The following is an 18929-nucleotide window of genomic DNA, read 5'->3' on the forward strand; positions in this document are numbered from 1 at the left end:
CAGGCACCTTGTGCCGCCGCTGGAGGGGACCGACATGGCCGAGTTCACCATGGAGCTCAACGACGAACAGAAGGAGGTCCGGGACTGGCTGCACGGCTTCGCGGCCGATGTGATCCGCCCCGCGGCCGCCGAATGGGACGAGCGTGAGGAGACTCCCTGGCCGGTCATCCAAGAGGCCGCCAAGGTCGGCATCTACTCCCTGGACTTCTACGCCCAGCAGTACTTCGACCCCACCGGCCTCGGCATACCGATGGCGATGGAGGAGCTGTTCTGGGGCGACGCGGGCATCGCCCTGTCCATCGTCGGCACCGGCCTCGCCGCCGTCGGCGTCCTCGCCAACGGCACCGAGGAGCAGATCGGCACCTGGATCCCCCAGATGTACGGCGACGCGAACGACGTCAAGGTCGCGGCCTTCTGCTCCTCCGAGCCCGACGCCGGCTCCGACGTCGCCTCCATGCGTACCCGGGCCGTCTACGACGCGGCCAAGGACGAGTGGGTGCTCAACGGCACCAAGACCTGGGCGACCAACGGCGGCATCGCCAACGTCCATGTCGTGGTCGCGGTGGTCGACCCGGAGCTCGGCTCCAAGGGCCACGCCTCCTTCATCGTCCCGCCGGGGACGCCCGGGCTGGCCCAGGGGCAGAAGTTCAAGAAGCACGGGATCCGCGCCTCGCACACCGCCGAGGTCGTCCTGGACGACGTGCGGGTTCCCGGCTCCTGCCTGCTCGGCGGCAAGGAGAAGCTGGACGAGCGGCTGGCCCGGGCGCGGGAGCGGGCGAAGCAGAGCGGGGAGCGCGTGAAGAACGCGGCCATGGCCACGTTCGAGGCGAGCCGACCCGCGGTCGGGGCCATGGCGGTGGGCACCGCCCGGGCCGCGTACGAGGTCGCCCTCGACTACGCGAAGACGCGCGAGCAGTTCGGCCGGCCGATCATCGACAACCAGGGTGTCGCCTTCCAGCTCGCGGACATGCGGACGTCCATCGACGCGGCGCGGCTGCTGGTGTGGCGGGCGTCGTGGATGGCGGTCAACGGGAAGCCGTTCACGGCCGCCGAGGGGTCGATGTCCAAGCTGTTCGCGAGTGAGACGGCGAAGAAGGTCACCGCTCAGGCGATCCAGATCCTGGGCGGGAACGGGTACACGCGGGAGTATCCGGTGGAGCGTATGCACCGGGATGCCGCGATCTACACGATCTTCGAGGGGACGAGCGAGATCCAGCGGCTGGTGATCGCGCGCACGCTGGCGGGCGTGCCGATCCGCTAGACCGGGTCCCGGCTCACCACGTCACGGGAAGGGTCTGGGGCCCGCGGCTCAGCGGCCCCTTCCCGAGAGGCACCTCCTCGGCCGGTACGGCGAGCCGCAGGCCCGGTACGCCGTCGAGGAGCGCGTCGACCAGAAGTTCGGCCTCCAGCCTCGCCAGCATGCTGCCCAGGAGGTCCGCCGTTCCCGGGCGGCGCAGCAGTGCGTGGACGGCGCGGGGGCGGATCTCCGGTTCGGCACGCAGCCGTTCGGCGAGTTCCGGGTGGGTCAGCAGGACGTGGAACAGCCGGCCGCCGGCACCCATGACCGTCTCGCCGCCGGTCTGGAGCAGCACCGCGAGGCGCACCGCCTCCTCCGGCGTGACCTCGCCCCGGCCCACGGCGGCGGCGAGCAGGGACGTGACGTCCTCGCCCGTGCCGTCCCGGCGCAGGCAGATCAGCTCGGAGAAGTAGGCGTCCATCTCCTTCCTCGCCCGCTCGCCGCTCCCGGTGCCGTGCGGGGCGGACAGGATCAGCCGGGTCCAGGTGTGCACGCCCTGCCGGTCGGTGGCCGGGACGCCCATCAGCTCGCAGGTCACCCCGACGGTGAACGGGCTGAGCACGACCTCGGTGAGGTCGGCCGGCGGGCCGTCCTGGAGCATCTCGTCGACCAGTTCCGCCAGCATGTGGCGGGACCGCTCGCGCACCCGCTCCACACCACGCGCCGCGATGAGCCTGATCCGGGGGACGGGGTCCGCAGCGGTCAGGTCGAGCGCGGGCCGGTGCGGGACCGGGGGCGGCGTCCGGGTGATCGTCTCTTCGCTCATCCCACCTCGTCTCGTCCGCGCCGTGCCCGCGGCCCAGGGTCCTTCCACGATCACCCGATGGGACGCCGGGGTCGCGTCGGGCTACTCCGTACCGGCGACGCCGTGCCAGGCTCGGCGAACACCGGAACCCGCACCGAGGGAGGACGCGATGACGCGCACGGCCCGGGACCTGCTGAAGACGACCACTGCCCGGCTCGCCCCGGATCCCTGCTCCAATCCCGTCGTCCCCCGGATCGCACGCGGTGAGGCACCCCGCTCCGTTCTCACCGCCCTCGCGCTGGAACAGGCCTCGGTGATCCCCGCGGACCGCCGCGCGTTCCAGCACCTGGCCGAGCGCGGCCTCGTGGCCGACCCCGAGGCCGCGGCCTTCTTCCGGATGCTCGCGGAGGGCGAGGCGCTGGCGGAGGAACAGCTGGAGGCCTTCGTGACGGCGTGCGGTGTCGACGCCGCGGCGGCGGCTGCGTACGCACCGCGCCCAGGCTGCCAGGCCTACCCCGCGTACGTCGCCTGGCTGGCCCTGAACGGCTCGCCCGCCGACGCCGTCCTGGCGCTGACGGCCAACTTCTCGGCCTGGGGAGGCTATTGCGCGACGATCGCCACGGCGTTGCGCCGGCACTACGGCTTCGACGACACGGCCTGTGCCTTCTTCGACTTCTTCGCGGAGCCCTCGCCCGAACTGGACGAGACGGCGACAGCGGCGGTGCGGGCGGGTTTGGACGCCGGGCGACTCACCGAGTCACTGGCACACGAGTACGGCCGCCTGCTCCAGCACTACGAGGCGATGTTCTGGTCCGCGCTGCTGGAACCGACCCCTTAGGGGCACGGGGCACCGCGCGACCAGCCACGCCGAACCCCCAGCCGCGCGACTCACGACGCACCCCCACTGCTGTGCGCGATACAAGCCACGTCAATACGGTCGGCCAGTTTCGCGAGCTCGATCGTCAACGCCGCGACCGTGTCCTCGTCGAGCCCCGACTCCCCGGACTCCACCAGCCGCACCCACCGCCCCCCGACCGTCCGCAGCAGCTTGCTCACATCGGCAGCAGCCACCTGCAAGGCCCCGCGGTCGTCGACGATCAACGGCAGAGTCACTTCGCGGTTCACAGACGGGATCGTAGCCCCGCAACACTCACGCACCATGCCAAACAGTAGTGATGTTGCAGAACTCGCGGATTCCGTGCCCGGACAGCTCACGTCCGTACCCGGACCGCTTCACCCCGCCGAACGGGAACGCGGGATGGGACGCCGTCATCCCGTTGAAGTACACACCCCCGGCCTCAAGATCTCGTACGAACCGGTCGACCTCCGCGTCGTCGCGCGTCCACACGTTCGAACTCAGCCCGAACGGCGAGTCGTTCGCGATCAGCACGGCCTCGTCCAGGTCGGCCGCCCGGTACAGCGTGGCGACCGGCCCGAACGCCTCCTCCCGGTGGATGCGCATCTCCCGGGTGATGCCCGCGAGGATCGTCGGCCGGAAGTACCAGCCGGGCCCGTCCGGCCGTTCGCCACCGCACAGCACCGCCGCACCGCCGCGCACCGCGTCGTCGACCAGTTCCTCCAGATCGCGCAGTCCCTGTTCGCTGGAGAGCGGCCCGATCTCGGTGTCGTCGGCCAGGGGGTCGCCGACCTTCAGCGCCTCCATGCCCGCGGTGAAACGCTCGGCGAACGCGTCGTAGACGTCCGTGTGCACGATGAAGCGCTTGGCGGCGATGCAGGACTGCCCGTTGTTCTGCACGCGCGCGGTCACCGCGACCTTGGCGGCCCGGTCGATGTCGGCGGAGGGCATGACGACGAACGGGTCGCTGCCGCCCAGCTCCAGCACCGTCTTCTTGATCATCTCGCCGGCGGTGGAGGCGACCGCGCGGCCCGCCGGCTCGCTGCCGGTGAGGGTGGCGGCCTTGACGCGCTCGTCGCGCAGGATCTCGTCGACCGCGCCGGAGCCGATCAGCAGCGTCTGGAAACAGCCCTCGGTGAAGCCCGCCCGGTGGAACAGGTCCTCCAGGTAGAGGGCGGTCTGCGGGACGTTGGAGGCGTGCTTCAGCAGGCCCACGTTGCCCGCCATCAGCGCGGGCGCGGCGAAGCGGACCACCTGCCAGAGCGGGAAGTTCCACGGCATCACCGCCAGCACCGGCCCCAGAGGCCGGTAGCGGACCCGTACGCGGGACGCGCCGGAGTCCTTCACGTCGGTGTCGGGGGGTTCCTCGTCGGCGAGCAGTTCCTCGGCGTGGTCGGCGTACCAGCGCATCGCCTTGGCGCACTTCGCGGCCTCGGCCCGCGCCTGCTGGACCGGCTTGCCCATCTCCGTGGTCATCACACGGGCGATGTCCTGCTGGTCCTCGTCGAGGAGGTCGGCGGCCCTGTTCAGCAGCCGGGCGCGCTCCTCGAAGGTCGTCGTCCGGTACGTCCGGAAGGTGGCCTCCGCGAGCTGGAGCCGGCGCTCGATCTCCTCCTCGCCCATGGCCTCGTACGTCTTGAGCGTCTCGCCGTTCGCCGGGTTCACCGTTGCGATGGGCATGACCGACCTCCCTCGGAGCGGACTGTGTCTCGACCTTCCCGCGCGGCGGAGGGGACCGCAACGCGGGAGTGCCTCCTCAGGCCGAGTGCTCCGCCAGGCGGTCGAGAAACGCCGCCTGGGCCTTGACGATCACCTCGCGGCCCCGGCCGAGACCGAACCACGCCACCCGGTCGAGCTCGGGAAACTCCTGGAGCTGTCCCGAGCGCGGTGGCCACTCCATGCGGAACGTGCCGGGCGTGATCGTCGCCGGGTCGAGGTCGGCCTCGATCGCCCAGGCCGTGACGATCTTGCCGTTGGTCTGCCGGACCTCGCCCAGGGCGATGGCCTCGCCGTCGGGCGGGGGCAGCCCCAGCTCCTCCTCGAACTCGCGGCGGGCGGCCGCCCAGGCGGGCTCGTCGGGCTCGTACTCGCCCTTGGGGACGGTCCAGGCCCCGGCGTCGCGCCGGGCGAAGAAGGGGCCGCCCATATGGCCGAGCAGCACCTGGAGGCCGTCGTCGGTGTGGTGGAAGAGCAGCAGGCCGGCACTGCGCTTCACGGGCCCACCTCCGGGTGCGCGGCCAGCAGCGTCTCCACCGTGTCGGCGTCCTCCGGGCGCTTGTCCTCGCGGTAGCGGACCACGCGGGCGAAGCGCAGGGTGACACCGGCCGGGTAGCGGGTGGAGCGTTGCAGACCGTCGTAGGCGATCTCCACGACGAGTTCCGGGCGCACGGTCACGACGTATCCGTTGTCGTCGACGGCGAGCTGCTGGAGCCGTTCGGTCTGCCAGGTCAGCAGCGCGTCGGTCATGCCCTTGAAGGTCTTGCCGAGCATCGCCAGGCCGCCGTCGGCGGTGCGGGCGCCCAGGTGGAGGTTGGAGAGCTTGCCGGTGCGTCGGCCGTGGCCCCACTCGGCGGCCAGGACGACCAGGTCGAGGGTGTGGACGGGCTTGACCTTCAGCCAGGCCGCGCCGCGCCGGCCCGCGCTGTAGGGGGCGTCCAGCGCCTTGGCGACGACGCCCTCGTGGCCGCGCTTCAGCGTCCCGGCCAGGAACTCCTCCGCCGTGCGCAGGTCGTCCGGGCCCGAGACCGTGGTGCGCCGGACCCGCATCGGCTCGGGGACCAGCCGGGCCAGCTCGGCGTGCCGCTCGGCGAACGGCAGGTCGAGCAGGTCGTGGCCGTCGACGGACAGCGCGTCGAAGAAGACGGGGGAGACGGGGACCGCGCGGGCGGCCGTCGCCACGTCGGTGCGGGAGCCGACGCGCCCGGCGGTCTCCTGGAACGAGCGGGGGCGTCCGCCCTCGTCGAAGGAGATCACCTCGCCGTCCAGGATGAACCGCTCGCCCCGCAACTCCAGCGCGGCGGCCGTCACTTCGGGCAGGCGGTCGGTGATGTCGTCGAGGGTGCGGGTGTAGAGCCGCACCGAGTCGCCCTCCCGGTGCACCTGGATGCGGATGCCGTCCAGCTTCTCCTCGACCGCGCAGGCGCCGAGCTTGTCCACCGCCTCGGCCACCGAGGAGGCGCTGTGCGCCAGCATCGGCCAGACCGGGCGGCCGACGGTGAGACGGAACCGGTCCAGGGCGGCGGGACCGTCCGCGAGCAGCGCCTCGGCAACCGCCTGCAACGAGCCCGCGAGCATCACCGCCCGCCGTACGTCCGCCGGGGCCGCCCCGGTCGCCTGGGCCAGTCCCTCGACCGCGACCGCGTCCAGGGCGCCCTGCCGCACCTCGCCGGTGAGCAGCCCGATCAGGAACCGCTGCTCGTCCTCGGTGGCCGCGCCCATCAACGCGTCCACCAGCCGCGCCCGTTCCGCCTGGGAGCCGGGGCCGGAGACCCGGGCGAGCTCCGACAGCCGTACGTCCACCTCCCGTACGGTCAGACCCGGATCGGCGGCCGGGGCGACGGGGCGGCTCAGTACCTTCCAGCCCACGCCGATCCGGCCCTGTGGCAGCCGTCCCGCCAGGTAGGGGATGACGATCGGCACGTCGTCGGCCTCGGCCTCCCGGAAGAGCTCCGCGAGCAGGGCGGTCTTGCGGGACCGCGCCGAGGTGGCGGCGACCTCCTGGGACACTCGGGCCAGCCGGTGCAGCAGCATGCAGCCATGGTGCACCGGAGGGGATGCCTCTACACCTGGGCGGGTGCGCCGAGGCCGGTCGTCGGCGCAAGTCCGGCGAGCTCGAAGGCGGCGCGGCCACCGGCGGGCTGCCGCGCCGAGTCCGGTGAGCACCCGGCCCCGGTGATCACGGAGCAGCCGCTACACCCGCACGGCGGCGTCGAGGTCCGACATCAGCAGGTCACCGACGATCGCCGACGCCGCCCGGTAGCCGCCGCTCGCCGCGTGCACCACCTGCTCCGCGAAACCGATCGCGTTGCCCGCGGCCCACACGCCCGGCACCGTCGTCAGGCCGGTCGGGTCGACCACCGGGTAGGAGCCGAAGGGCGTCTCGTGCAGCTCGGCGCCGAGCTGTTCCAGAAGCCCGTTCCGCGGGACGGCGTGCGGGGCGACGAAGAGCACGGAGCGGGCGTGCGTGGTCCCGTCCGTGAGCCGGACGCCGGTCAGCCGGTCGTCCTCGACCACCAGCCCCGCGACCTCGCCCGGCACCACGTCCACCCCGGCCGCGGCGAGCCGGCGCAGATCGTCGTCGGACAGCTCCTCCTCGGCCACCGTGTGCAGGAAGAACCGCACGTCCTTCGACCACTGGGACACCATCAGCGCCTGGTGCACGCTGTTCGGGCTCGTGCCGAGCACGCCGAACGGCTGGTCGCGCACCTCCCAGCCATGGCAGAACGGGCAGTGCAGCACGTCCCGGCCGAACCGCTCGGCGACCCCGGGAACCGCCGGCAGCTCGTCCTTCAGCCCGGTCGCGACGACCAGCCGCCGGGCCCGCACGGACCGCCCGTCGGCCAGCCCCACGAGGAAGTCCTCCTCCTCGGCCCCGCCCTTGGCCACCTCCACCACACGGCCCCGCGCGAACTCAACGCCGTAGCGGGCGATCTCCTCCCGGCCGATCGCCAGGAACTCGGCGGGCGGCATCCCGTCCCGCGTCAGGTAGCCCTGCATGTGCGCGGCCGGGGCGTTGCGCGGCTCGCCCGCGTCGACCACCAGCGTGCGGTGCCGGGCCCGGCCCAGCACCAGCGCGGCGGACAGGCCCGCGGCACCCCCGCCGACGACTACCACCGAGTACTGCTCGGTCATGGTGACCACCTCCGCCGCCGAGAGTCGCCCCGGCCCTTCGGTATTGACAAACATGTTTGCCGAATCTGCAATACGACCATGACTACGGACGAGGTGCTCGCGGGCGTCGGCCCCCGGCTGCGGCAGATGCGCAAGGAGCGGGAGGTGACCCTGGCGGCGCTCTCCGAGACCACCGGCATCTCCGTCAGCACCCTGTCGCGACTGGAGTCCGGCCTGCGTAAACCCAGTCTGGAACTGCTGCTGCCGATCGCGCGCGCTCACCAGGTGGCGCTGGACGAACTGGTCGGAGCCCCGCCGGCCGGTGATCCGCGCGTGCGGTCGAAACCGATCGTGATGGGCGGCCGTACCCACTGGCCGCTCACCCGCCAGCCCGGCGGCCTCCAGGCGTACAAGGTGCTGGAGCCGAAGCGCAGACAGGAGCCGGACCCGCGCACGCACGAGGGCTACGAGTGGTTGTACGTGCTGTCCGGAAAACTGCGTCTCGTGCTGGGCGAGCACGACGTGGTGCTGACGGCGGGGGAGGCCGCCGAGTTCGACACCCGGGTTCCGCACTGGTTCGGGTCGACCGGTGAGGGGCCCGTGGAGTTCCTCAGTCTGTTCGGCCCGCAGGGCGAGCGGATGCACGTCCGGGCGCGGCCGAAGCGGTCGTGACGCATCTGACTGTTCCCTGATCGGCAAGCGACCGCTTAGTATGCGAACGACCCCGGTCAGACGAAGCAGTCCCCCGTGGAGGCACCGCATGCAGGCATGGCACGTGCACGAGAACGGCGAGCCGAGCGAGGTGATGCGGCTCGAGGACGCCGAGCCGCCCACGCCCGGTGACGGCCAGGTCCTGCTGAAGGTGCGCGCCGCGAACATCAACTTTCCCGACGCGCTGCTGTGCCGGGGCCAGTACCAGGTCAGGCCGCCGCTGCCGTTCACCCCGGGCGTGGAGATCTGCGGCGAGACCGAGGACGGCCGCCGGGTGATCGCCAACCCGGCACTGCCGCACGGCGGCTTCGCCGAGTACGCCGTCGCCGACTCCGCCGCTCTGCTGCCGGCGCCGGACGCCCTGGACGACGCGGAGGCCGCCGCCCTGCACATCGGCTACCAGACGGGCTGGTTCGGTCTGCACCGCCGGGCCGGTCTGGAGGCGGGGGAGACCCTGCTCGTCCACGCTGCCGCTGGAGGGGTCGGCAGCGCGGCCGTGCAGCTCGGGAAGGCCGCCGGCGCCACCGTCATCGGTGTCGTCGGCGGCTCCGGGAAGGCGGCCGTCGCCCGTGAGCTCGGCTGCGACGTCGTGATCGACCGGCGCGCCGAGGACGTCGTCGCCGCGGTCAAGGAGGCCACCGGCGGCCGGGGTGCCGACGTGATCTACGACCCGGTCGGCGGCGAGGCCTACGCCCAGTCCGCCAAGGTCGTCGCCTTCGAGGGCCGCATCGTGGTCGTCGGCTTCGCCAGCGGCACGATCCCCAGTCCTGGCCTGAACCACGCCCTGGTGAAGAACTACTCCATCCTGGGTCTGCACTGGGGTCTGTACAACACCAAGAACCCGAAGCTGGTCCAGCACTGCCACGAGCAGCTCACCGAACTGGCCGCCCGGGGCGCGATCAAGCCGCTGGTGAGCGAGCGGGTGCCGCTCGCCGGGGCCGCCGCGGCCGTGCAGAAGGTCGCGGACGGCCTCACCACCGGCCGGATCGCCGTCGTCATGGAGGAGGCAACAGCATGAGCAGTGCCGAGGAACTGCGCCGTCTCACACGGGAGTTGCTGGCCGCCCACCCGCCGGCCTCGACCGACCGCCTTGACTTCCTCCGGGCCCGCTACGACGCCGGGCTGGCATGGGTGCACTACCCGGAAGGTCTGGGCGGACTCGGTGCTCCCCGTTCCCTTCAGGCCGTCGTGGACGCCGAGCTGGAGGCTGCCGGCGCCCCCGACAACGACTCACGCCGCAACGGCATCGGGCTCGGCATGGCCGCCCCGACGATCCTCAAGTACGGCACCGAGGAGCAGAAGCAGCGCTATCTGCGGCCGCTGTGGACCGGCGAGGAGGTCTGGTGCCAGCTGTTCAGCGAGCCCGGCGCCGGCTCCGACCTCGCCGCGCTCGGCACCCGTGCCGTCCGGCAGGACGACGGTGACTGGGTGGTGAACGGGCAGAAGGTGTGGACCTCCGGGGCGCACAACTCCCGCTGGGCCATCCTCATCGCCCGCACCGACCCGGACGTGCCCAAGCACGCCGGCATCACCTACTTCGTCTGCGACATGACCGACCCCGGCGTCGAGGTCCGGCCGCTGCGGCAGATCACCGGTGAGGCCGAGTTCAACGAGGTGTTCCTCACCGACGTCCGCATCCCCGACTCCCGCCGCCTCGGCGAGATCGGCGACGGCTGGCGCGTCGCGCAGACCACGCTCAACAACGAACGCGTCGCCATCGGCGGCATGCGGCTGCCCCGCGAGGGCGGCATGATCGGCCCGGCCGCCAGGACCTGGCGCGAACGCCCCGAGCTGCGCACCCACGACCTGCACCAGCGGCTGCTGAAGCTCTGGGTCGAGTCCGAGGTCGCCCGCCTCACCGCCGAACGCCTGCGTCAGCAGCTCGTCGCGGGCCAGCCCGGCCCCGAGGGCGCCGGCATGAAGCTGGCCTTCGCCCGCCTCAACCAGGAGATCAGCGGCCTGGAGGTCGAACTCCTCGGTGAGGAGGGCCTGTCGTACGACGACTGGACCATGCGCCGCCCGGAACTGGTCGACTTCACCGGCCGCGAGGCCGGCTACCGCTACCTGCGCTCCAAGGGCAACAGCATCGAGGGCGGGACCACCGAGGTCCTGCTGAACATCGTCGCCGAGCGGGTCCTCGGCCTGCCCGCCGAACCGCGCACCGACAAGGACGTCGCCTGGAAGGACCTGGCCCGATGAGCGCACAGCCCGACCTGCTGTACTCGGAGGAGGAAGAGGCGCTGCGCGCCGCCGTCCGCGACCTGCTCGCCGACCACTGCGACGCGTCCGGCGTGATCGCCCGCACCGAGTCCGGTGCCCCGCACGACCGCGCGGCGTGGAAGGCGCTGGCCGACGGCATGGGCCTCGCCGGTCTCCTGGTCCCGGAGTCCCTGGGCGGCCAGGGCGCCACCCACCGCGAGGCCGCCGTCGTCCTGGAGGAGCTGGGCCGGGCCGTCGCGCCCGTGCCGTACCTGACGAGCGCCGTCGTCGCGACCGAGGCCCTGCTGGCCTGCGGCGCCGACGACCTCCTCGGCGAACTGGCGTCGGGGCGCAGGATCGGCGCCCTCGCGGTCGCGCTGAACATCGCGCCGGGCGGCGCGTACAAGGCCGTCCGCCACGAAGGCGGGGTGCTGCACGGTGAGGTGACCGGCGTCGCGGACGCCGTCGCCGCGGACGTGCTGCTCGTACCCGCGGACGACGGCGGGCTGTACGCGGTCGACGCCACCGCCGCGACCGTCACGCCCCAGGTCTCCCTGGACCTGACCCGGCCGCTCGCCACCGTCACGCTCGACGGCGCCACCGGCCGCCTTCTGGGCGACGCCGAACCCGCCGTACGCCGGGCTCTGCGCGCGGGCGCCGGGCTGCTCGCCTCCGAACAGTCCGGCCTCGCCGAGTGGACGCTGACCGAGACCGTCCGCTACCTGAAGGAACGCAAGCAGTTCAACCGGCCCGTCGGCGGCTTCCAGGCGCTCAAGCACCGGCTGGCCCAGCTGTGGCTCGAGGTCGTCAACCTCCGCGCGGCCGCCCGCAATGCCGCCGACGCGCTGTCCACCGGCGAGGACGCCGATGTGGCCGTCGCCGTCGCCCAGGCCTTCGCGGCACCCGTGGCCGTCCACGCCGCCGAGGAAGCCCTGCAACTGCACGGCGGCATCGGCATGACGTGGGAGCACCCGGTGCACCTCTACCTGAAGCGCGCCAAGGCCGACTCCATCGCGTACGGCACCGCGGGCGCCCACCGGGAGGCACTGGCCGGACTGGTCGACCTCCAGGCCCCCTGACGTACACCTGGCTTACGGCCGCGGAAAGCCCGCCCCACCTGGGGCGGGCTTTTTCGTGCAGCCCCCTCCGGCGAAGTGAACGCGGGGCGGCAGTCCGGCCAACTCCACGCACGGGGCTGCTCCTTGGACCTGCCGGAACCCCATACTCGCAGGGTTCCCGTACGGCACTTCCAGGGAGGCAGAGCATGGCCCTCACCACCCGTCGCAGAGCCCTCACCACCCTCGGCGCCGCCCTCGCGGGCGCGGTCACCCTCCCCGCCGGCCCCGCGACGGCAGGCGAACGGGGGCACGGGACCCGCCCGTTGTGGCGCGCCCACGCCCACAACGACTACGAGCACCCACGCCCCCTGCTCGACGCCCTGGACCACCGGTTCGGCAGCGTCGAAGCCGACATCTACCTCGTCGGCGACCAGCTCCTCGTCGCCCACGACCCGGAGGATCTCGACCCGGCCCGGACCCTCGAATCCCTCTACCTCGACCCGCTCGCCGCGCGCGTCCGGGCCAACCGGGGCCGTGTGTACCGGGGGTACCGCGGGTCACTGCAACTCCTCGTCGACATCAAGACCGAGGGCGCGTCGACGTACCGCGAACTCGACCGCCACCTCGGGCGCTACCGGCACCTGTTCACGACGTACGCCAAGGGCCACGTCCGGCCCGGCCCCGTCACCGCCGTCGTCTCGGGCGACCGCGCGGCCCGCGCGCCCATGGAGGCACAAGCCGTCCGGCGCGCCTTCTACGACGGCCGCCTCGCCGACCTCGGCGGCCCGGCACCGGCCTCCTTCATCCCGCTGATCAGCGACAACTGGACACTCAACTTCACCTGGCAGGGCGTGGGCGCGTTCCCGGACGCCGAACGGGAGAAGCTGCGGGGCATCGTCCGCACCGCGCACCGGCGCGGGCAGAAAGTGCGATTCTGGGCCACCCCGGACCTGGTCGGACCCGCCCGCGACGCGCTGTGGGGCGAACTGCTCGCCGCGGGCGTCGACTTCCTCAACACCGACGACCTCGCCGGACTGGAGGAGTTCCTCGACACCCGGCGGTCGGTGCGGGGCCGGTAGGACATCACACGTTCGGCGGACAGGTCAGCCGCCCGGACGAACCCTCCGCTACGCCACACTTACGGCCGAACGCCGTGAACCGGACATGGCGGCGTGGCGGAGGAGTTGACGATGGCCATTTCCATCTCTGTGGTGCTGCTGCTCTTGATCCTGACGCTGATCTTCCTGCGCAGCGGCGGGCTGAAGGTCTCCCATGCGCTGGTCTGCCTGATGCTCGGCTTCTACCTGGCCAGCACGAGCATCGCCCCGTCCATCCAGAGCGGCCTCACGGCGACGGCGGACATCGTCAGCAGTCTGCGGCCCTGAGGTCAGGCCCCCGAGAACACGCCGATGCCGTTCGGCACGGCGCGTTCGGCGCCGCCGCTCGGGTGGTTGCGAACGGAGACGCTCTTCGCGCCCGGCTTCCGGGCCACCAGCGTCGACGACCCGCCGCCGTCCAGGCTGAAGGCGTCCTCGGAGCCCAGCCGGCGCATGGCGGCGGCCACTTCGGCGATCGTCAGGCCGCTGCGGTAGGCGGGCGCGCCGTCCAGTGCCAGCAGCAGCATGCGCCGTCCGCCGTCGGCGATGCCCACGGCCGTACGGACGGCCGAGGTCGTGTCGTCCAGGCCCGGGAGCGGCCGCCCGCCCGTGAGGACCGGGTAGCCGCCGAGGGCGAGCCGGTACGGTACGCCGTTCCCGGCCGCCACGAGACGGTGCTCGACCTCGACCGCGTCGCCGGTGGAGAGCTTGCGCAGCTGCTGGGCGCCCGCTTCCCGGCCGACCAGCACGGTCGTCCCCTTGCTGATGCGACCGCTGCCCGGGGTGTCGGCGGCCGAGACGACCCGGCCGTCGCGGACCGTCACCTCGTAGGTGTCCGTGCTGCACGGAGCGGCCCGGTCGGTGTCGGTGCCGCAGGTGGCGCGCACGCGCGAGACGCTGCCCCACTCGGTGGTGAACGCGCCGACCGAACCCACCGGCAGCGCGTACTGGTTGAGTCCGCCGAGCGGCAGCCGCGCCTCGGACGTACCGACCGAGCCGTCCAGGGCCAGCCGGTCCAGCCGCGCCCGCCCGTCGGTGCCGACGCCGAACACGTCCTCGGTGGTCGTGCCGGGCGGCAGCGCCGGCCCGAAGCGCTGGCCGTCGGGCACGGCCGCCTTCAGCGTCTGCCCGCCCGCGATCGCCGGGCCCACACTCGCGCCGGTCGCCTCGACGCCCGGGTGCTGAGTCTCGCTGATGTTGAAGAAGTCCCCGTTGACACCGGCGACGGCCCCCTGACCGTCGGCCATCCGCGACACCGCCGCGCGGGAGGCCACCGCCCCGGGGTACAGCAGATCGACCCGGACGTGTGGGTGGTCCAGGTCGACGCTCAGCACATGCGCGTGCGCCACTCCTCCGGCCGCGGGGATGTCGAACTGCTCGTACGTCACGCCCGGAGCGACCCTCTTGTGCGGCGAGGCGACGGCCTCCTGGGCGGCGCCGGCCGGTGCCGCCCCCACCAGGGCCGCACCGGCCAGCGCGCCGAACGCCGTGAGGAACGCCAGGACCGTTCTGCCCGCTCCCCGTCGCTTGTGACGACCTGTCACCATGCCCCCTGATGTCTCGTCAGGTTTCCCGACTGTCAGAGGAAGTGCAGCAGACAGCGGGGGCGGACGGAGTACCTCTGCGCCGACTACGCGGGAACGGGTGAGAAAACGTACCCCTCCGGGTGTTTCAGCTGTCGTCCGTTCCAGTGGCGTACGGCGTGAAACGAGCGGGCGCGTGGTCGATCGGCAGCCCGGGCCGCCAGGCCGTGAGCGCCTGCGCGCTGCACACGAACAGCTCCTCCGGCAGCCGGTCCAGAGCGAACCAGCGCCAACGGCCGACGCTCTCCCCGGGCTGGTCCGACGGCTCGCCGCGCCAGGCGGTGACCCGGGCGGCCACGGTCACCCGTACGACACCGCCCGCGTCGTCGAGGAGTGTCCCGAGCAGCCGGACGTCCTGCGGACGGGCCTCGAGCCCCGTCTCCTCGCCGAGTTCGCGCACGACCGCCTCCCGCAGGGACTCCCCGGGCTCCACGGTCCCGCCGGGCAGCTCCCACGTGCCGTGCCGGTGCCGTCCGAGGAGCAGCCCGCGCGGGCCGTGCAGGATCGCGCCGACCCCGAGCGCGGCATGGGCGAGGGGCGGCTTCCCGGTGCGCGGCCGTGAGGAGCGGCGCAGGGGCCGTGTCACCTGGAAGAGCCGGTAGGACGCGTCGTTTTCGGCCTGCGGTGCGTCGAGGACGTCGACGTGCTCCACCCGCAGCCCGTGCTCGGTGAGCAGGGCCGTCCAGAGGTCCTCGGTGAGGACCCACATCTGGACGGTCACGTCACCGCCGCCGGCCGGCCGCAGGATCTCCGGACGGGCGGCGGCCTCCTCCGACGGCCCCGCACCCTGCGCGTTCGTGTGCAGCACGGTGAAGCAGAGCCTGCCGCCCGGCTTGAGAGCCCCGGCGAGCGCGGGCAGCAGCCGGTGCGGATCGATGTACGGGACGGCGTTGACGGCGTAGATGACGTCGTACGGCTCCGCCGTGCGCAGATGCTCCAGGGCGTCCGCCAGGACCAGGCGCAGCCCGGGCAGGGAGCCGTAGCGGGCGCGCGCCCGCTCGTGCTGTCCGGGCGAGGCGTCGACCGCGTCCACCAGCGCGCCGTGGTCACGGACCAGATGGGCGGCGTGGCGGGCCGTACCGCACCCGAGGTCCAGCACGCGTCGGCCCGTCAGCTCCCCGAGGATCTCGGTCCCCGGCCCCGCGTCCTCGAAGCCCCAGCCGATCCTGGCCGCTTCGGGCAGCACGGTGCCGCGCCGCAGATGGTGTTCTCCGTAGACGCGCCAGGCCTCGGCGTTGACCGCCTCCGGTCGGGCCGCCAAGGCTCAGCCGCCCGCCGCCACGTCACGCGGAAGCACCGTGACGCGGTGGAAGTTGCACCGTGCGGACAGCGGCTCGTCCAGAACGGGCCGGGACTGGTGGGCCTTGAGGGCGATGCTGACCAGACCCAGCAGCAGGTCGACGTCCGCCCCGCAGTCGAGGTGGACCGTCACCCAGCACGAGCCGGGAACCAGGTGGATCGCGCTCGAACCGGCGAGGTCGTCGTGGATGCGCTGGATGGCCCGGTGGGTGAGGTGGAGGTCCACGTCTCGCGTGGAGTGGAAGTGGACTATCTCGTCACGGGCGGAACGGAGCGCCCGTCCGGTGCCGCAACTCGCCGGGCCCGCCATCAGGTCGGGCCAGGCCTGCAGGCGCTCCAGGGCGCGCTGGGCCAGAGTCATGGTCCCATCGTCGCCCGATCACCGGGCCGCAACCAGAGGTTGAGCGGTTTGTAACCGGGACGTGAGGTGCGGGGGCACGGGAGTTCGATCCGGCCTCGTCCGGGAGGAGTTGGCGACCGGTCTCAGGCCCGCTCGGCGACGGCGGCGGGATCGTCCAGCACCGCCCGCACGACCGAGTGCGCGGCCCCGAGCAGCGGCCCCCGCGGGCCCAGCCCGGACACGGACACGGGACAGGCCGGGCCCGCCGTGCGCCGCGCCAGCTCGTCCCGCAGCGAGGGCAGCAGCCAGGGCGCCAGCCCGGACAGCTCCCCGCCCAGCACCACGCTCTCCGGGTCGAGCAGGTTGACCGCCCCGGTCAGGGCGACACCGAGCGCGGTGCCGGCGTCGCGCAGCGCGCGGATCACGTCCTCGTCGCCCTCCGCGGCACGCCCCGCGAGCAGCCCGACCCGGTCCTCGTCCGGCTCCAGTCCGGCCGCACGCAGCACCGCTTCCTCACCGGCGTACTGCTCGAGGCACCCGCGCCCGCCGCACGGGCACTCCGGCCCGTCCGGCCGGACCGGCACGTGCCCCAGCTCGCCCGCGAAACCGCGGGTCCCGCGCAGCAGCCGGCCGTCCACCACGACCGCTGCACCGATACCGATCTCCGCCGACACGTGCAGGAAGTCGCGCGGTGTGCCGTCGCCCAGCCAGAGTTCGGCGAGCGCGCCGAAGTTGGCCTCGTTGTCCACGGTCAGCGGGAGGCCCGCCGGCAGCAGGTCACCGAGGTCCGTGTCCTGCCAGTCGAGGTTCGGGGCACGGACCACGGTCCGGGCGTCGCGCGCCACCAGACCCGGCACGGCCACGGCGAGCCCCGCCGGCCACAGGCCCTCGCCCTCCGCCTCGGCGACGACCCGGCGTATCAGCTCGGTGAGTTCCTCGACGACCGGGCGGGGGGAGCGGCCCCGGTTCGGGCCCTGCCGCACCGCCCGCGACCGCAACCGACCGCGCAGGTCGACCGCGCAGACCGCCAGGTGGTCGACGCCGACCTCGGCGCCGATGCCGGCGGGCCCGCGCCCGCTGACGGCGAGCGCAGAGCCGGGGCGGCCCACCCGTCCCGGCCGCTCCGGGCCCAGTTCCTCGAGCAGCCCCGAGCGGATGAGTTCGTCGACGAGCGTCGACACCGCGGCCCGGGTCAGACCGATCCGCGAGGCGACGGCGGCCCGGGACAGCGGCCCCTCGGCGCTGACGGCGTGCATCACCCGGGCGAGGTTGCGGCGGCGCATGCCCTGCTGGGTGTCCGGCAGCGGGCTTCCCGGCCCGGCCGGACGAGCCTCGTGCGGTGGTGCGGTCATGCCTGACGCCAGTCCTCAGTGGGTTTTCGCGGGCCGCTCCAGCAGCGGAGCCGCGTCGGAGAGTACCCCGGCGATCCTGGCCAGCGTCTCCTCGTCCCGCTCGACGGGGTCGAGGACCGGCCCGGCCGCCGTGTTCCAGCGCCGCGCGACCGCCGCCGCGTCCTCCCCCGTCAGCAGCCCGGCCGCCTGCGCGGCGGCGCCGAGAGCCACCAGCTCCCTGGCCTCGGGGACCTGCACGGGCCGCCCCGACAGCCGCCGTACGGTCTGCTGCCAGGCCGTGCCCCGGGCGCCGCCGCCGATCAGCAGCAGGGGCGCCGAGTGGTCGGCGTCCTGGTCCAGGACCAGATCGAGCGCGCCCAGCAGCGAGTGGACGGCACCGTCGTAGGCGGCCTGGAGCAGCTGGCCGGCGGTCGTGTCATGGCGCAGGCCGTGCAGCAGACCGGAGGCGTTCGGCAGATTCGGGGTGCGCTCGCCGTCCAGGTAGGGCAGCAGCGTCACGGCCGTGCCGGGCTCCACGGCCTCGCGGTCCAGGCCCAGCAGCGTCGCGACCCGGTCGACGGCGAGCGTGCAGTTCAGAGTGCAGGCGAGCGGCAGCCAGTCGCCGCGGGCGTCGGCGAAGCCCGCCACCGTGCCGCTCGGATCGGCGGGCCGGTGCCGCGAGACCGCGTACACGGTGCCCGAGGTGCCGAGGCTCATCACCGGCACGCCGGGACGCAGCCCGAGGCCCAGTGCCGCGGCGGCGTTGTCGCCGGTGCCGGGCGCGACCAACGTGCCCTTGGAGAACGGCAGATCATGACTGTCGCGCACCGTGCCCGCCACCTCGCCGGGCCGGACCACTCGGGGCAGCAGTGCGGGATCGAGCCCCACCTGCGCCAGGATCTCCGCGTCGTACGACTCCGTCCCGGACGCCCACCAGCCCGTCCCGGAGGCGTCACCGCGGTCGGTGGTGCCCTGCCCGGTGAGCCGTTCGGTGAGGTAGTCGTGGGGGAGGCGCACCGCCTTGGTGGCGCGGGCCGCCTCGGGCTCGTGCTCGGCCAGCCAGGCCCACTTGGTGACCGTGAAGGAGGCGGCGGGGACGCTTCCGGTGCGGTCGGCCCAGAACTTCGCGCCGCCCAGCTCCTCCGTCAGCCGCCGGGCCTGCGGCGCCGAGCGCACGTCGTTCCACAACAGCGCCGGGCGCACCGGATCGCCCTGGCCGTCCAGGGTGACCAGGCCGTGCTGCTGCCCGCCGACCGACACGGCCGCGGCCTCGTGGGCCGCGTCACCGCACTGGCGCAAGGCCTCGCACAGCGCGTCCCACCACTGGCGCGGATCGCTCTCGCGCCCGGCCCCGGAGGAGACCGTGTGCGGCGCCTGGCCGCTCGCGACGACCCGGCCGGTGGCCGCGTCGACGACCAGCGCCTTGGTGGACTGGGTGGACGAGTCCACGCCGACGACGAGCGGACCCTCGGCTGCTGACATCGGGCTTCTCCCTCTTCTCGCGTCCCCGCTTCTCTCGTCCCGGGACATCTTGTCCCTTCCCAGAGAGGTGCCCGCATACTAATTTGTAAATCGGCATGACG

The 18929-nt window shown here is 73.2% G+C and carries 19 protein-coding genes; 8 read left to right on the forward strand and 11 right to left on the reverse strand.

Annotated features, from left to right (window positions below; genetic code table 11):
- Positions 1-34: 34 nt before the first annotated feature.
- Positions 35-1261: an acyl-CoA dehydrogenase family protein gene (locus ABEA82_RS35670; RefSeq protein WP_345665905.1), complete on the forward strand. Its 1227-nt coding sequence runs from the start codon at positions 35-37 to the stop codon at positions 1259-1261.
- Between the two features lie 13 nt (positions 1262-1274).
- Here the strand turns inward: ABEA82_RS35670 and ABEA82_RS35675 are convergent, their stop codons facing one another.
- The gene (locus tag ABEA82_RS35675; RefSeq protein ID WP_345665906.1) at positions 1275-2063 is read right to left on the reverse strand and encodes a cytochrome P450 family protein; all 789 of its coding nucleotides are present in this window, start codon (positions 2061-2063) and stop codon (positions 1275-1277) included.
- A gap of 148 nt (positions 2064-2211) precedes the next feature.
- Here ABEA82_RS35675 and ABEA82_RS35680 point away from each other — a divergent pair, with 148 nt between their 5' ends.
- The gene (locus tag ABEA82_RS35680; protein ID WP_345665907.1) at positions 2212-2880 is read left to right on the forward strand and encodes a TenA family protein; all 669 of its coding nucleotides are present in this window, start codon (positions 2212-2214) and stop codon (positions 2878-2880) included.
- 50 nt (positions 2881-2930) lie between these two features.
- On the opposite strand, the gene ABEA82_RS35685 is transcribed toward ABEA82_RS35680, so the two are convergent.
- The 5 genes from ABEA82_RS35685 to ABEA82_RS35705 form a co-directional block, all read right to left on the reverse strand.
- A complete protein-coding gene (locus tag ABEA82_RS35685) occupies positions 2931-3167 on the reverse strand; it encodes a DUF6213 family protein (RefSeq protein WP_003988680.1) in 237 nt (78 codons plus the stop codon).
- A gap of 25 nt (positions 3168-3192) precedes the next feature.
- Complete coding sequence (locus ABEA82_RS35690; protein WP_345665908.1) at positions 3193-4578, reverse strand: NADP-dependent succinic semialdehyde dehydrogenase; 1386 nt, start codon at positions 4576-4578, stop codon at positions 3193-3195.
- A gap of 76 nt (positions 4579-4654) precedes the next feature.
- Positions 4655-5113, reverse strand: coding sequence for an NUDIX hydrolase (locus tag ABEA82_RS35695; RefSeq protein WP_345665909.1), 459 nt, complete (start codon positions 5111-5113; stop codon positions 4655-4657).
- Positions 5110-6648, reverse strand: coding sequence for an ATP-dependent DNA ligase (locus ABEA82_RS35700; protein ID WP_345665910.1), 1539 nt, complete (start codon positions 6646-6648; stop codon positions 5110-5112). Before ABEA82_RS35700 ends, ABEA82_RS35695 begins: the two co-directional genes overlap by 4 nt.
- Positions 6649-6807: 159 nt before the next feature.
- Entirely contained in the window at positions 6808-7749 is a 942-nt protein-coding gene (locus tag ABEA82_RS35705) for an NAD(P)/FAD-dependent oxidoreductase (protein ID WP_345665911.1), read from the reverse strand.
- Between the two features lie 78 nt (positions 7750-7827).
- Between ABEA82_RS35705 and ABEA82_RS35710 the strand changes: the two genes are divergently transcribed.
- The 6 genes from ABEA82_RS35710 (at position 7828) to ABEA82_RS35735 (ending at position 13081) form a co-directional block, all read left to right on the forward strand.
- On the forward strand, positions 7828-8400 hold the full coding sequence (locus tag ABEA82_RS35710; protein ID WP_345665912.1) for a helix-turn-helix domain-containing protein: 573 nt from the start codon (positions 7828-7830) through the stop codon (positions 8398-8400).
- Between the two features lie 88 nt (positions 8401-8488).
- The gene (locus ABEA82_RS35715; protein ID WP_345665913.1) at positions 8489-9457 is read left to right on the forward strand and encodes an NADPH:quinone oxidoreductase family protein; all 969 of its coding nucleotides are present in this window, start codon (positions 8489-8491) and stop codon (positions 9455-9457) included.
- Positions 9454-10638: an acyl-CoA dehydrogenase family protein gene (locus ABEA82_RS35720; RefSeq protein WP_345665914.1), complete on the forward strand. Its 1185-nt coding sequence runs from the start codon at positions 9454-9456 to the stop codon at positions 10636-10638. Before ABEA82_RS35715 ends, ABEA82_RS35720 begins: the two co-directional genes overlap by 4 nt.
- Positions 10635-11717, forward strand: coding sequence for an acyl-CoA dehydrogenase family protein (locus tag ABEA82_RS35725; RefSeq protein WP_345665915.1), 1083 nt, complete (start codon positions 10635-10637; stop codon positions 11715-11717). The genes ABEA82_RS35720 and ABEA82_RS35725 overlap by 4 nt, the downstream gene beginning before the upstream one ends.
- Before the next feature lie 185 nt (positions 11718-11902).
- Positions 11903-12775, forward strand: coding sequence for a phosphatidylinositol-specific phospholipase C/glycerophosphodiester phosphodiesterase family protein (locus tag ABEA82_RS35730; protein WP_345665916.1), 873 nt, complete (start codon positions 11903-11905; stop codon positions 12773-12775).
- A 111-nt stretch (positions 12776-12886) separates the two neighbouring features.
- A complete protein-coding gene (locus tag ABEA82_RS35735; protein WP_003988670.1) occupies positions 12887-13081 on the forward strand; it encodes a hypothetical protein in 195 nt (64 codons plus the stop codon).
- Between the two features lie 2 nt (positions 13082-13083).
- Here ABEA82_RS35735 and ABEA82_RS35740 read toward each other — a convergent pair whose 3' ends face one another.
- From ABEA82_RS35740 to xylB, 5 genes are all read right to left on the reverse strand, one after another.
- A complete protein-coding gene (locus ABEA82_RS35740) occupies positions 13084-14340 on the reverse strand; it encodes a phosphodiester glycosidase family protein (RefSeq protein ID WP_425588588.1) in 1257 nt (418 codons plus the stop codon).
- Positions 14341-14464: 124 nt separating this feature from the next.
- Positions 14465-15637, reverse strand: a complete 1173-nt coding sequence (locus tag ABEA82_RS35745) for a bifunctional class I SAM-dependent methyltransferase/NUDIX hydrolase (protein WP_345665917.1) — start codon at positions 15635-15637, stop codon at positions 14465-14467.
- A gap of 3 nt (positions 15638-15640) precedes the next feature.
- On the reverse strand, positions 15641-16036 hold the full coding sequence (locus tag ABEA82_RS35750) for a luciferase domain-containing protein (protein ID WP_345665918.1): 396 nt from the start codon (positions 16034-16036) through the stop codon (positions 15641-15643).
- Positions 16037-16158: 122 nt separating this feature from the next.
- Positions 16159-17367: an ROK family protein gene (locus ABEA82_RS35755; RefSeq protein WP_345665919.1), complete on the reverse strand. Its 1209-nt coding sequence runs from the start codon at positions 17365-17367 to the stop codon at positions 16159-16161.
- A 15-nt stretch (positions 17368-17382) separates the two neighbouring features.
- Positions 17383-18828, reverse strand: coding sequence for a xylulokinase (gene xylB / locus ABEA82_RS35760; protein ID WP_345665920.1), 1446 nt, complete (start codon positions 18826-18828; stop codon positions 17383-17385).
- Positions 18829-18929 lie beyond the last annotated feature (101 nt).

The sequence above is a fragment of the Streptomyces venetus genome, from assembly GCF_039540295.1.
Taxonomy (GTDB): domain Bacteria; phylum Actinomycetota; class Actinomycetes; order Streptomycetales; family Streptomycetaceae; genus Streptomyces; species Streptomyces venetus.